The organism is Candidatus Marinimicrobia bacterium CG08_land_8_20_14_0_20_45_22, assembly GCA_002774355.1.
GTDB lineage: Bacteria > Fidelibacterota > UBA2242 > UBA2242 > UBA2242 > 0-14-0-20-45-22.
The window spans coordinates 1-14,678 of the sequence record PEYN01000050.1 but is presented as its reverse complement, the minus strand read 5'-3'; the positions used below and the strand labels follow the sequence as shown (position 1 = coordinate 14,678).

At 40.8% G+C, this 14,678-nt stretch carries 13 protein-coding genes; 11 read left to right on the top strand and 2 right to left on the bottom strand.

The window, feature by feature from the left end:
- Both COT43_03415 and COT43_03410 read right to left on the bottom strand, forming a co-directional pair.
- Nucleotides 1-144, bottom strand: a 144-nt coding sequence (locus tag COT43_03415) for a hypothetical protein (GenBank protein ID PIS29663.1), incomplete at its 3' end; no start/stop codon positions are given.
- A gap of 245 nt (nucleotides 145-389) precedes the next feature.
- The gene (locus COT43_03410) at nucleotides 390-2,216 is read right to left on the bottom strand and encodes a hypothetical protein (protein PIS29662.1); all 1,827 of its coding nucleotides are present in this window, start codon (nucleotides 2,214-2,216) and stop codon (nucleotides 390-392) included.
- A gap of 156 nt (nucleotides 2,217-2,372) precedes the next feature.
- On the opposite strand from COT43_03410, the gene COT43_03405 reads away from it, so the two are divergent.
- The 11 genes from COT43_03405 to cmr1 form a co-directional block, all read left to right on the top strand.
- A complete protein-coding gene (locus COT43_03405; protein PIS29661.1) occupies nucleotides 2,373-4,232 on the top strand; it encodes a sulfatase in 1,860 nt (619 codons plus the stop codon).
- Between the two features lie 283 nt (nucleotides 4,233-4,515).
- Nucleotides 4,516-5,376 carry a CRISPR-associated endoribonuclease Cas6 gene (gene cas6 / locus COT43_03400; GenBank protein PIS29660.1) on the top strand — a complete coding sequence of 287 codons (861 nt, stop codon included), beginning with the start codon at nucleotides 4,516-4,518 and terminating at the stop codon, nucleotides 5,374-5,376.
- 213 nt (nucleotides 5,377-5,589) lie between these two features.
- Complete coding sequence (cas8a1, locus tag COT43_03395; GenBank protein PIS29659.1) at nucleotides 5,590-7,029, top strand: type I-B CRISPR-associated protein Cas8b1/Cst1; 1,440 nt, start codon at nucleotides 5,590-5,592, stop codon at nucleotides 7,027-7,029.
- 9 nt (nucleotides 7,030-7,038) lie between these two features.
- Nucleotides 7,039-8,109, top strand: coding sequence for a type I-B CRISPR-associated protein Cas7/Cst2/DevR (locus tag COT43_03390; protein PIS29658.1), 1,071 nt, complete (start codon nucleotides 7,039-7,041; stop codon nucleotides 8,107-8,109).
- Between the two features lie 4 nt (nucleotides 8,110-8,113).
- Nucleotides 8,114-8,755, top strand: coding sequence for a type I-B CRISPR-associated protein Cas5 (gene cas5b / locus COT43_03385; protein ID PIS29657.1), 642 nt, complete (start codon nucleotides 8,114-8,116; stop codon nucleotides 8,753-8,755).
- A 58-nt stretch (nucleotides 8,756-8,813) separates the two neighbouring features.
- Nucleotides 8,814-9,188: a hypothetical protein gene (locus tag COT43_03380; GenBank protein ID PIS29656.1), complete on the top strand. Its 375-nt coding sequence runs from the start codon at nucleotides 8,814-8,816 to the stop codon at nucleotides 9,186-9,188.
- Between the two features lie 28 nt (nucleotides 9,189-9,216).
- Nucleotides 9,217-11,580, top strand: a complete 2,364-nt coding sequence (locus COT43_03375; GenBank protein ID PIS29655.1) for a hypothetical protein — start codon at nucleotides 9,217-9,219, stop codon at nucleotides 11,578-11,580.
- Nucleotides 11,543-12,088: a CRISPR-associated protein Cas4 gene (gene cas4, locus COT43_03370; protein PIS29654.1), complete on the top strand. Its 546-nt coding sequence runs from the start codon at nucleotides 11,543-11,545 to the stop codon at nucleotides 12,086-12,088. Before COT43_03375 ends, cas4 begins: the two co-directional genes overlap by 38 nt.
- A 69-nt stretch (nucleotides 12,089-12,157) precedes the next feature.
- Nucleotides 12,158-12,424 (top strand): hypothetical protein, encoded by a 267-nt coding sequence (locus tag COT43_03365; GenBank protein PIS29653.1) that lies wholly within the window; start codon nucleotides 12,158-12,160, stop codon nucleotides 12,422-12,424.
- Nucleotides 12,417-13,721 carry a hypothetical protein gene (locus COT43_03360; protein ID PIS29652.1) on the top strand — a complete coding sequence of 435 codons (1,305 nt, stop codon included), beginning with the start codon at nucleotides 12,417-12,419 and terminating at the stop codon, nucleotides 13,719-13,721. The genes COT43_03365 and COT43_03360 overlap by 8 nt, the downstream gene beginning before the upstream one ends.
- Before the next feature lie 150 nt (nucleotides 13,722-13,871).
- Nucleotides 13,872-14,678, top strand: an 807-nt coding sequence (gene cmr1, locus COT43_03355) for a type III-B CRISPR module RAMP protein Cmr1 (protein PIS29651.1), incomplete at its 3' end; no start/stop codon positions are given.

Here is a 14,678-nt window from a genome sequence, read left to right as displayed (position 1 = left end):
CAAACGGAGAGCGACGCCGGCGCCTTTGCTTCCTTCGATTTTAGATTGTTCAAGTCGGGTTCTCTTGCTGGAAACCAACGCAATTTCAGAAAGCGCAAAAAATCCATTGAGTAAAAACAAAAATCCTAATGTCAGTAATTCCATGTCCATCCACTTAAAAATTGAGGCAACCCATTTCCGATCTTGCTGGTTCGGTTATCTTTCAATGGTTCAATATCACAACGACCTATTTTCATCGGATAGAAATTACCGAAATTTTTTAACAAATGTTAGATTGGCGTTGACGCTTTTTTGAACCATTCGTTCTCGGGTGGTAAAGGACAGGATGTCTTTCAGTATAAAAAAAGTCCGGGATTGCCGGACTTTTTCTGATGGTTACGAAGGATCGATCAATAATACATATTTGCGCGGTTATCGACGATCTTCACGCTCGCTTTAAGTTCGTTGACCCAGTCGTTGTAAATCGACATTTGCTTGCGGTTGTTCAAATTGGTTCTAAGCGTCGCCTTTTGGGCGTCGAAATCTGTCTGATTGAAAGGCGTTATGGCTACGACTTTAAGAATTGCCATGCGCGTTCCGATTTCAATCGGTTTGGACATTTGTCCGGCTTGCAATGCGCGTAACATTCCAATTACCTTTGGTGAGCGTCCGATGCCGGGAAGCATGGCAGAAAGCGTAACATCCGGCAGATTGCTGAACTGAATCGCCGGATTGAGTTTAGCGGTTTCGGCGAGACTCTTCGTCTTGTCAATCTTCGTGTAGAAATCTTGAGCGAACTCGGCTAATTTCTCGATTTTCTTTTTCTGAAGAATCGAGGCGCGAATTTGCTCAGTGACTTTTTCGACAGGCGTATAGGATTTTTCCTGAACGGCAGAAAGACGCAGAAGGACATACCCGTTATCCATGTTCAGCAGTTCGGAAAGTGTGCCGACCGGTTTGTCGCTGAAAGCGAATTTCGTTGCGCTGGGAAGTACGCCGATTCCCGGAATCATGCGATCTTCTTTTCCAAATAACGGCGTTTTTTGAATTTTAACGTTGTGGCTGTCTGCGGCGGCGGCAAAACCGAATTCATTGGCGTCGTATGCGAATACATTAGCCGTGGAACGCTGACTTTCGGAAGTCTCCGGACCCGGTTTGATCTTCAATAAAATATGTTTGGCTTTGATCTGCGGCTCTCCGGCTTCGACGCGCCGATCTTCAACTTTAATCAAGTGATAGCCGAAATTAGTCAAAATCGGACCGATCATCTGACCTCTTCCAGCAGAAAAAGCTGCGCGATCGAATGCGGGAACCATCTGACCTTTGCTGATCCAGCCAAGTTCGCCGCCGTTTTGTTTCCCGCTCGGATCTTCGGTGAATTCTGCCGCTATGGTCTCGAACGCTTCTCCGCCGTTGATCCTGTTTTTCAATCCAACGATTGTCTGGTAAACGGCCTGAGAATCGGCTAACGTTGCCTTGACATCGAAAGTCACATATTCAAGTTCGCGTTTTTCATCGATAAAATAGTCTTTCTTATGTTCGGAGTAATAGGCGCGGATTTCCTTTTCTTCCACTGGAATCGGTTCGTTGCCGAGAACGTCCATCGGGATGATCGCCGCTTCAATCGTATATTTCTGGTTATTGGTCAAATATTCTTCCTTGACTTCTTCATCCGTCGTCATGGCGAGATTCGTGATAAGACTACGGATTTTCTCGAAAGGCAGGTAGTTGCGGATGTATTCTTCGACGCCGAGCCATTCGTTGCCTTGCGGGTTTTGCAAAATCTGGAGATATTTTTGGTAATCGAATTGGCCGTCGGTCATGAACGCCTCGTTTTGCATCAAAAACTGAGGCGGATTATCGACTAAATACGCATAGATTTCCTTGTCCGATGCCTGAAGTCCGAATTTTTTAATTTCTTTTCCGACTAAAATTTCATGGACGTATTGGTTCCAAACCTGCTCGGAAATGCGATTCATGGTGGCGTCGTCGATGTCCTGATCGGCTTCGCGATATTGCGTCAGTTGACTATCGAGCATTTTGGAAAACTGGATGGCCTCGAGTTTTTCGCCGTCAACGATCCCCGCGGTATTCTGCATCCGGGAAGAATTGGAAAACAGTTCGAGAATATCGGCGCCTCCGACGAGTCCGCCTACTGTCATGCTGAGTAAAAATAGGATCAGCAAACCCCATAGAATAATGTGGGTCTGGTCTCTGAGTTTCTGCATTATCGGCATAAGAAAAATTACCTCCTGTTAAATTTCAACCGCCTTCGGCGTATGCTAAATATAATGATTAATCAAAAAGCAGGCAAATCCTTCGTATCGACTTTGTACGGTATTGGCAAACGTTCTCATTTCGATTGCTGGTTTTAATCCCGTAATTCCGTAAATTTGTCCGCTTTTATTTATATCGCGAATATGAAAAACCGACTGATCTACACCGCACTGACTGTTTTATTCTGGATGACACTCTTCTTCGTCGCCCGAATGATTTTCTTTCTCTTCAATCTGAATGAGACTGCCGGACTTTCATTCGCCGATTTGCTCGCCGTCCAATGGCATGGCATGAAAATGGATTTGTCGGTGACGGCTTATCTGCTGGTTCTGCCATTCTTATTTATTATCGGGACTTCGTGGACTAGAAAACCCGTCTTTACCATATTTTCCAAAATTTACACGGTTGTCATGCTGATCCTGATGATCCTGATTGCGGGCATCGACGCGAGACTTTATCGATATTGGGGATTCCGGCTCGACATCACGCCGCTGATCTATTTAAACACGCCCAAAGAAGCGTTCGCTTCCGTGACTTTTGGTGATTTCTTTCTGCCGATTTTAATCGGAATCGTTTTATTTGTGTTGTTCTGGATTCTTTATCGACGAGTGATCGCGCCGACGATCAAAAAGTTTCGCCCGGATTATCTTGTCTGTCCGGTTAGTTTTCTGATCCTGACGGTTTTGCTCGTCATTCCAATGCGCGGCGGGCTTGGCATCGCGCCGCTCAACGTCGGTTCGGTTTATTTCCATGAAAATATGTTTGCTAATCATGCGGCGATCAACGTGAATTGGAACGCCGTCTATTCATTGACAAAAAAGGACAGGTTAACAAAACAGTATCGTTATATGCCGACTGCGCGGGCTGATTCTCTTTTTGCTGAAATTCAGGCGAAACCGGGAAAGCCGGTCAGCGTGTTAAAACTTCAGAAGCCGAACATCATTCTGATTCTGATGGAAAGTTTTACCGCCAAGATCGTTGAACCGCTCGGCGGAAAACCCGGGATAACGCCGAATTTTAACCGATTAGCTTCCGAAGGCGTTCTGTTTACGAATTTCTTCGCCAACGGCGATCGCAGTGACAAAGGAATCGTTTGTGTGCTGAGCGGCTATCCGGCTCAACCGCAAAATTCTATCGTCAAGTATGCCAACAAAACTCAAAAACTTCCCAATCTGATTCGCGACTTGAAAAATGCCGGTTATGCTACCGCATTTTATTACGGCGGCGAGATTGATTTTGCCAATCTTAACTCCTATTTTGTCTTGAGCGGCGTTGATCGAATGGTCACGATGGATGATTTCGACGCATCGACCTTTAACGCCAAGTGGGGCGTGCACGACCATATCATGTTCGACCGCTTCGCAAATGATCTTGACGGGATGAATCAACCGTTCTTTTCAACTTTGTTCACGCTCAGCAGTCACGAGCCGTTCGATGTGCCGATGCAGGCCGTCTTTCCGGGCGACAACAGCGAAACGAAATATTTGAATTCCGCGTATTATGCCGACAAATGTCTCGGCGAATTCATCTCCCGCGCAAAAAAAGCGAAGTGGTGGAATCATACGTTGATCATTATTACCGCCGATCACGGAATTCGTCATCCCGGCAAGTCGCCGAATCATTCCATCGAAAAATTCAAAGTCCCGATGCTCTGGCTCGGCGGCGCTCTGAAAAAGACCGGCTTGCGGATCGATTCCTATTCTTCACAGATCGACATTCCCGCGACACTGATGGCGCAGATCGGTCTTTCTTCGGAAAATTACCGGTTCAGCAAAGACATTTTAAATCCGAAAAACCGCGATTTCGCATTCTATACATTTAATAATGGATTCGGATTTATCACTAAGTCGGCAAAAGTAGTTTACGGCAACGATAAAAAGCGCGCTATTTTCAAAGCCGGAACTCAAGTCGATAGCGCTACCGAATATGGAAAAGCTTACATGCAGACGCTGTCTGATGATTTTTTCAAGAAATAGCCGAATATTTTCAAATAGGTTGGGGCAGGAGTCGTTCAAGACATCGGATCATTCCCATCTTTCCGAATTCAGGTTTTGAATAAAATAATGTTGCTAAAAAATGAGTATTTGTTTGCTTGTATGATGCAAAATAAATTTTTTTTTAGACGGATAAAAAAATTCCTTGATACATAAAGATCGGATGATTAATATTACCTGTAATTGATTTTTTACTTATTTGTGCCAGCAATCCGCTTTTTCCCAGAACTTGAGTTTCTTTTAATGACTTTTTAAGGAATATTCGATGAGACTAAAAATCAATGCGTCGTCGGTAAAACCGGTTTTTATTCCGTTTAATTATCAATACCAGTTAAGTGCGGCGATCTATAATCTGATCTCAAAATCATCCGGTGACTATGCCCAATTCCTGCATAATTCCGGCTTCCGACTCGAAGATACCACTAAAAAATCCACTACCGCAAAACCGACCGATCAAAACCGCATCGTCAAAATATTCAAACTCTTCACATTCTCAAAACTTCATTTCTTCCCATACTCTATGAACCGTAATGGCTTTGACGGAATCAATGAAATCGAATTCATTTTCTCAACACCCGTCTCCGACAGCTACAAACATCTGGTTTTCGGCGTCTTCTCCGATCAAATCATCAATCTGAACTTCTTCGGACAGAATATTGCCTTTCATGTCGATCATGTCGAATCACTGATAGAACCGGTATTTATTTCAACACACTCATTTACCTGTCTTTCGCCGATTACGGTTTCAACCTCGCGAACGACGCCTTTCGGAAAGCGCGAACAACATTTCCTCGACTACCTGCAACCCGAAGAGCGCATCAAATTTGAAGAAAACATTAAACAAAACCTGATTCGCAAGTACAAAGTACTGTCTGGCAAAACCGTTAAACCATCGAAAAAATTTGAATTTGCATTCGACATGGATTACATCATCCGCAAGCAGGGTCAAATCAGCAAACTGATTCACTTCAAAGATGATATTAAAATCAAAGCCTTCGAAGCGCCCTTTACCATCAAAGCCAAACCGGAACTGATTCAAACCGGCTATACCTGCGGCTTCGGCGAGAAGAATTCCGACGGCTTCGGTTGTGCGGAGATAATTAAAGCAGACGCTGAAAAACGCTGATTGATTATGAAAGGAAATAGACGCTGAGAAACGCTGATTATGTATGGCTGATTATGTATGAAAGAAGACATAAAAATACTATTCATAAGGAATAATAAAAGATCAGCGTCTAAAAGTATGGAATTAATCCAAACCGATTGCCTGAAAAATCTCGATCCAATGACAATCCGGGATTTCCATTATAATGAATAAGAGGTAGATTGATTGAATTACATGAAAGAAGACGAGGTAAATATGACGAACGTTAATATTTCTTTTAAACCAACCGGCGACCCTTTTGTGGATGCGGGTGGCGAGGCCTTAAAGTACCTTATTGATTTCTATCCCCAAAAAACAGTTGCCGAGCTGATTGATGATATGGCAAATATCTTTATTTATAAATGGGACAATAAGATCGATTCTGTCCAATTAAACTCAAACATAACACACAATACAAGAAGAGGTTCACAAGAAAAAAAGAATAAAGCAATTATTGCTGTAAGGGAATACTATAAAGATACACCCATATCGTATGCAAAAGATGAAATTCAACACTGCCGCATCTGTGGAAAATCGGGAATACTTCTTAAAGCAGGAAGAGAACAATTCTGTCTTTCAGGATCAGAACCATTTGTCAATTTCTACCATTCCCATGAAGAAGGATTGCTCATTTGTAAAGATTGTTCTATCAAACTTTTTTTCTTACCTCTTATTGTAATCCAAATTGGAAATATGTTAGCTCTGTTACAAACTAATAATCAAAGATCACAAAATTATTGGGTACATAAAACAGTCAAGGAAAACTTGGATAAAATTGGTAAGAATAACTCTGAAGGGATCATTAAATCCGAATATGGAAGTCCAAAAAATGCTCTTTTTAAAATTGCATCGGATATTATTACCGAAGTTAATGATGACTTATTCACTGATTACTTGCAACTATATCATTTTACAAATTTTGGTGCTTCTCCCAATTGTGAGATTTACAGATTGCCCAATCCAGTTTTTTCGTTTCTCAATAAAGTAATTCGATATTGTCATTCGGATTGGTCAATTTTTGTCCAAAGGCATTATCACATAAAAAAATCCTCATGGGATTACACAGGTGATCAATGGATTTCAGGAAAAGATAATCAGACGATGTCAGAAGGAGATTATCTAAATAATCCGAACGACGTATTTGAGAGACTACTAAATGACGATTCAATTTTAGGTTTATTGAGGAAATTTTATAGAGACGTATACATTCATAATAAAAAACATTCTCAGATTACTATGGCAATTTATTATATAAAGGAGGTTTTAGGTATGAGACAAGAGCAAATTGACCTGATTAAAAAGGTCGCAAACGTTGTTTTCGACCTGGCACAGAAAGAGCACACCTATAAGAAATATCTGGTGATGCTTGAAGGAGCCGGGAAAGCGTATCAGCTACGGTCGGTACTACTGAGAATAATTAAGGAGAATTACAAGAGCGGTGCAGCTGAGCCCGTCGTCAGATTGCAAGATTACGTCGATTATCTTTTCCCGGATGGGCAATTCTGGGGAGAAGTTCGGGATTTGATGTTGATTTATCTCTATGAACGTCTGCATGATGAAAATATCAATCGGCAGGATGTAGTTGATACTTCAGATATTGCTGAAACAGCAGAAGAAACAAACGAAGGAGCTTAGGAGGAAATGATGAAAACGATCCAAGGGTATGTCTTAATTGATGTCGATGTCGTGGCATTGAACAATGCCGGTGGCGACAAATCGACGAATTTGGAAAATGCCGTGATGACCAAAAAGATCCGGAAAGAGGGACGCGAATATCCGTATGTCTCTGGTCAAGCCTGGCGGTATTGGTGGCGTAATGAATTGGCAAAGTCGTATAAGTGGGAGATGTCTCCTGTTGAACGCGAAAAGAAAATCGCTTTCACAAAAGCAAATCCCGCGGTATATCCCGATGACGATGTTTTTGGTTATATGCGTGCCGCTAAAGCAGAAGTAAAAGACGAAAACGGTGAAATCGTAATGGATAAGAAGGGAAATCCCCTCAAAGAAGATGTTACATTAACCCGTGTTTCTCCACTGAAAAATTCTGCACTAATTGCAATCGCTTACAACCCAATTGTTCAGAATTGGGCTTCGATGACCCGTCAGGATGGCGATGCGGTTCCTTATGGTATTGACGAATACTGTGCGGTCATGAAAGGCATGTTTTCCATCGATCTGGATAGTGTCGGCACTTTCTCAATGATTAATCGAAGCGGATTTATGAACATCAACAATGACCTAAAAAAGGAGGCGAAGGAAAAAGGCGCAGTTGAAATAGACGATCCTATCGCAAAAGACAAAGCCGGAAATCCGATGAAATTAATCCGTCTGCCGAAAGATGTTCGGGAAAAGAGGGTTAAGGATACGATCCTTGCATTAAAAACTCTTTCCGGTGGGGCGAAACAAGCGACAAACATGGCAGATCTGACACCCAAGATTGTTGTTCTAACCAAATTCAATAGCGGAAATCATCCGTTTTCTCATCTGGCAAAGGAAGATCACGGGAAAGCCATTTTTTCCGTTGAAGCGTTGAAGGAAGTACTGAAAGATTACAAAAATCAATTCGATGGAAAAGTGTATGTCGGGAAACGCGCGGGTTTCATGGATGAACTGGACGAAAAACTTAAACCCCTTGCCGCTGAAAATCCTCTGGTCGAGTACGGTCCGGTTAATGAAATGATAGATAAATTTGTTAGCACTATCACTGTGGAATGATACTATGAAAGTCTTCCGAATTCATATTTCGAGTTGGACGGCTTCTTTTCGCTATCCGAATATGATCAGCGGTTTTCAACCGACTCTACCGGTTCCGCCTGTTTCGACAGTAATCGGAATCATTTCGTCGGCGATGGGCAAGCCATTTGTACCGTCATTAGAAAAAATAGGATTTGTCTTTCAGGCAAAAAGTAAGACAGTCGATCTGGAAACTATTTATCAAATGGGTCGGTCACTTACTCAAATCAAATCGAACGTAATCAAACGTGAATTTCTCTTCGATGCAAATCTTTTTCTATACACAGATCGGGAGGAAATTAATTCGGCGTTTGAAAAACCGTATTTTCCACTGCTTTTAGGACGCTCTGGAGACTTGGCTACGATTGAAGCCAGAGACGAATTGGAAATCAAAGGAAAGGATTTGCTTTTAAATCTGAAAGGTACGGTAATTCCATTTGATAAATATCAGATACCGGCTATGATTCAGGCATTGCCCGTATATTTTACGGACACGATTCCGAGACGTAATGTCGGTACTCAGCCATATTATCTGCTGGAACCTAATTATCGTCAAAATAATCCTATAGCTGCGCTTGGTTTTGAAGATAAGGATAAGAATTGGGACGTTTATTGGCAGGAGTATTAAGTGGTAAAGTCTTAATTAATAGTTTTTCACCTGGTCATATTTAATACTGGATAATTCCATGGGTCTAATCAGTAATATCAATTATCGCAAGATTGCTTTTGAAACGTATGAGCCGATCTGCGCCCACTGTGGTTTTGGAATACCTTCCGTTTTAGAAGTTGCCCATATTGACGGAGATAGACTGAACAACAATATTAATAACCTTGTTATTCTATGTCCAAATTGTCACAAAATGTTTGATCTCGATTTGATTTCAGTCGATACACTTATGACAATGCGAGACAGGCCGAAAATAGTAAGGTGGTCAAAAAGAATGAAGGACGCCGGTAAAAAAGCTGCACTTAAAAGGAAAAGAAAAACCGCCGCGAAAAAAGCAGTTGCGACAAAGCGGAAGAACATCACTTTTTTGTCGATTAATAAGGATGATAATTGAAAATATAGTAAAGCATAAGGGTTCATGATTGACTGAGTGTGATAGTTATGGTAAAATTTTAGCCAAGTCAGATGGAACGACTCTCAATCAACACATTGAAGATTGTCTGGTGATTTGGCGGGAATTGGGAGCCACCTTACCTGCCCTTCCGGAAATTACTCGACTTCCCGATTTCTGGAAAATCCTTTTTGTCGCAGTCTTTTTCCATGATCTTGGTAAAATACACTCTGAATTTCAGAAGGTTTTAAAGTCACAGGAAAATTCATGGGAGAATCAACGTCACGAACTCTATTCAATACCTTATGTTGACAAAATGAATTTACCTGTTGAGTACAGTCTTTTAGTAAAACGTGCGATTCTCGGTCATCATAAAGATTTTAAGACTCTTTTTGATAGGTATAAATCACAGGAAACGATTGATTTTGAGTTTCATAATGTCTGGACTGGAAAATTGAAGTATCATCCGGAAGATTTTACCGAAAATTTGAGACATTGTATGGCGGCTGATTCCTTAACGCATTTTTTTAATGATTTTCGAAATAAATCCAAGCAGAACGGTTTCTACGATATTGATTTATCAAACAAAATCGTGTACCATGAACTGACTCATCCATTTTTAGAAATCGCTCGAAATTTCCCGGATATTGATAATCAAAATAGTGAATACTGGCAAAACCTGCTCATGTGGGGATCGCTGAAAATTTGCGATCATTATGCATCCGGTGGAGTCAGGAAAATCAACCAACTAAACGATACTCATTTCCAGTTTTTAGACAATCTTCGTGTGAATCTAACTCAAAAAGGCTCAGACTTATTTTCGCATCAAAAGACCTGTTTTAATTCTGAAGGGAATTGCATTCTGATTGCCCCGACCGGAACCGGAAAGACGGAATCATCTATCGGTTGGCTTAGAAAGCAAATCAAAATCATAAACGGACGAGCATTCTATGTCTTGCCATATACCGCTTCGATCAATGCGATGCACAGACGATTAACAAAAGACATGGAAAAAGATAGCGTAGAATACAGCACGGAAATCGTTGGAATTCAACACGGCAGACTGTCACAGTATCTTGCCGCATATTTAGAGGATACCTCAAATAGAAATGCATCAAGGCAGTATGAACGGATAAAGACCTTGGTTGAGCAGTATCGACGTATGATACAACCGCTGGAAATCATCACGCCTTTTCAAATCATGAAGTACTTCTATGGAGTCAAAGGATTTGAAATGGGCTTAGTCGAATTGTCGGGCGCTAAAATTATCTTCGACGAAATCCATGCCTATGATACGGTCACATTCGCACAAATTATTGTCATGTTGAAGGTAATGACGGAATTTCTGAAATGTTCTGTTCTGGTAATGACGGCGACGCTTCCGACTTTTATGATACGCGAAATCGCTGAAGTATTACGAGTAAAAACCATCATCAAAGCCGATGCGGATTTACTCAGTCGGTTGAATCGTCATCGAATATCAATCGTAAAAGGCGCCATTCAAGATCAACTGGAAAAAATCAGCAATCATCTGGAATCAAATCAACGGGTCATGGTCGTCTGTAACACGGTTGCTCAATCTCAATTAATGTATTCGCTCGTCTTTGAAAAGGGGAAATTAACGAAGGATCAGATAACGCTACTGCACGGCAGGTTTAACCGATCTGACCGAATGAAAAAAGAAAAGGGAGCACTCGATTCCAACACGAAAGTTCTTATCGGTACACAAGCAATTGAAGTCAGTCTGGATATTGATTACGATGTCTTATTCACCGAACCGGCTCCATTGGATGCCCTGCTTCAACGATTTGGTCGTGTTAATCGGAAAGCCACAAAACCACCATGTCCTGTATTTATCTGTACCGAAGGCGGAAAAGATGATTTTCGGATATATCCTACTCTAATTGTCAAACGCACTATAGAAAAGCTCAAAGAAATAGATTATTTGAAAGAATCGGATATTCAATATCTGTTAGACCAGGTTTATCCGGGCAGAGAACCCGAACAGGAGAATGAATTCCAATTCATCAAAACAGCTTTTGAACAATCGTTAAAATCCTTGCAACCATTTTCATTTCATAAGGAGAAAGAAGAAGAGTTCTACGAGAAATTCGATGGTATAGAAGTGCTTCCGGCCCAGTTTCTACCGGAATACAAAAGGTTAGTTGAGAATTACGACTTCATAAAAGCGGAGAATTTCTGCATGACCATTCATAAGGGCATATATATGAAGTTTAAAAATGAAAATCCATCTCGGATTGTACATATGCGGATTCCCATTTGGAAAAATGATGAAGCGTTTGACCATTTTGTCACGATCATTCAGAATAGATATAGCGAAGATATTGGTCTGATGGATGAATTTAAGGAGTTGGAGATTGACCAATTTTTCTGATATGCAGAATGAGTTCTTAGAGAAAATTTCTGGTACTCATGTCGAGTATTACCATTTTTGTAAAAGACAGCTTTGGTTCTTTCACCACCAGATCGTCTGCGAACAGGAGTCCGACTTAGTGAAACTTGGCAAGGTCATCCACGAAAACAGTTACGAACGCGAGCAGAAGGAAATCCGCATTGGCAACAACATCGTCTTAGACTTTGCCGATGTTAAGGCGAAGGTTATTCACGAAGTCAAGAAATCCGACCGGATGGAGAAAGCCCACCTCTGGCAACTGAAATTCTATCTCTGGGTACTGAAGAGTAAGGGCATTGAAGGCTTTAGCGGACAGCTCGACTACCCGAAACTGAAGAAAACGGTCGCGGTTGAATTGACCGATGCCGACTGCGATGAATTGGCAGAAATAACCGCGCGTATCGAACAGCTCGTCAATGCTCCGGTTCCGCCGGCCCGTAAAACCAAAGCCTGCCTCAAATGCGCCTATTACGAGTTGTGCTATGTGTAAGGATATTTTAAGACGCTGATTAATTATGAACAGGAAAATAAATAAGACGCTGAAAAATACCGATTAATTATGAACAGAGAAATTAAAATAATTTTCATTAGTAATCATATGAGATCAGTGTCTGAAATAAGAACTCTTTTCATAATGAATCATAACGAATCTGCGTCTACAATAAATATTCTCTTCATATTTTATTATAAAAATTCTGTGTCTGAAAATCTAAATCAATGTCAATCTGTGTCCAATAATTTCCAGTACTTACCAGAAATAATGCTTGGTATGTACAGCGATATTGGTATATTATTGCTGTGTATGGGGAGCAATAATTATGTTTGAGAGATTTTTAAGCGAACAAAATCCGCAATGGTTTGGGAAAATTCCGAGCATAGGAATTCGTCGGGAGTTGCTATCCCGTATCGAATCTGAGTTCGAGGTCGATCATATCATAGCGATTTCAGGTGTTAGGCGTTGTGGGAAGAGCTTCCTGATGAAGCAAATTATGTCCCGACTGAATGAAGTTGGTGTGCCGAACGATAATCTGTTATTCGTGAATGTGGAGCAGGCGTTGTTTTCCGGAATGAACACTCAGGAAATCTTAGACAAATTTCTCAGTGAATATCGACGTTTACGTAATCCACAGGGACGGATATTCCTATTCTTTGATGAAATTCAGGCACTCGATAAATGGGAAATCTGGATCAAATATCAATATGATCTTAACAAAGGGAAAATTAAATTTTTCATCACCGGATCGAATAGTCAACTCATGTCGTCGGAATTTGCAACTCACCTGACCGGACGCGTAATCGAACGGCGATTGACGCCTTTCTCCTTTACAGAATATCTGGATTTTCAAGGATACAATCCGGGACGTAAAGAAGAATGGACACTTAACGAGGAAACAATACTGCATCATTTCGATACATACCTGCAACATGGCGGAATGCCTGAGGCATTGACATCATCTAATATCGACACGGTCCGAACTATTTTACTTGGTACCTACGACACGATCATATTTAAAGATATTATTCCGCGATTCAATATTCGTCAGAGTGCGACTCTCCGAAAGTTGGGATTATATCTGATTGGTCACTGCGGTAATATTAGTAATTTGAATAAAATTGGTACGATGCTGGAAATGGATCGGAATAAGATTCGGGAATTTATTGGATTTCTGGAATCTTCGCTTTTTGTGTACTCGCTCCAGAAGTTCGAATTCTCCGAACGAAAACAGCTTCTTTCGCAAAAGAAAACCTACATTTGTGATAACGGATTTATTTGTGATTTGGCTTTTCAATTTAGTCCGAACAAAGGTGATTTGCTGGAAAATGTCGTGCTGGGTGAATTGAATCGACGCCATTCCTATACATTTTACTATAAAAATCAGAACGAGTGTGACTTCATTATTTATGAATATGGACGGGAATCCGCTGCCTATCAGGTATGTTATGAACTCAATGAGTCGAGCCGGAATCGTGAAATAAAAGGACTGCTGTCTGGTTGTCGACAAATTGGCGTTGAATGTGGGACAATTTTAACCTATAACCAACAGGAGGAATTTTCGGATAAAGATACACGAGTCGATGTAATTCCTGTTTGGAAATGGTTGCTGAAGGAAAGATGGGAATAGCCGTATTTTAAACAGGAAAATAAATAAGACGTAGAAAAAAGCCGATTAGTTATGAAAAGAAAGCCAAAAATAAATATCATAAGCAATCATATAAGATCAGCGTCCAATTATTATCCCCAATCCGCTTTAGAAAATGAACGAGGAGGTTAAGTGATTAAAAAAGAAGTGACTTTTCAAACCATTACACCGCTCTATACCGGCGGCGTGGATATGAAAATGACCGAAATCAAACCCGCCAGCATCATGGGATCGCTACGCTTCTGGTTCGATGTAATCTGCCATTTCTCGGGGAAGTTCAATGGTCCAAAATACTCCCAGACAGAATTCAATTATAAAAAGTATCAGGATTTTATTGAAAGTAAACCGGAAGTAACGGATGTTGAAATCTGTGAGCATTTGCAGTTATCCCCGACCGCTCGCTATTTTGGATGTACCGGCTGGAAAAGTAAGATCGGGATCGAGACGATTAATTCTTCAAAAGACGAGATTAGATGGATTCCTCCAAGTAAAAGGAAAATAGTTGACGGGAAGAACTGGTATCTTCCGGAAAAATATTTTGAAGGCAAATTCACTATTTCTTTTTCCACAGAGGGCACAGAGATCGCTGAGAATATTCTATTCCCTTTATTGAATTTTATCCAGGAATATGGGTTTCTGGGAGCGAAGAATAATATCGGTTTCGGGAGAGTGAAAATGGTTAATTCTGATTTTTCTCTATATAAATTGTTACATATTGGAGAATCGATTTATAATCCTCACGAGATCGTCGAAGTAACTAACGATAAAAATCTGCTAAAGCGTGATGATGTTAGAAAAATAATCTACTTCTCTGTCACTAAAAAGAATTCAGTTTATCTTGGAGAAATAAAAAACCTATTAATCGAAAAATCACAACTTAGATCGAGTGAAATACGGGATCGAAGTAAACGCCATTTTATCTTTGGTTCTATCCAGAAA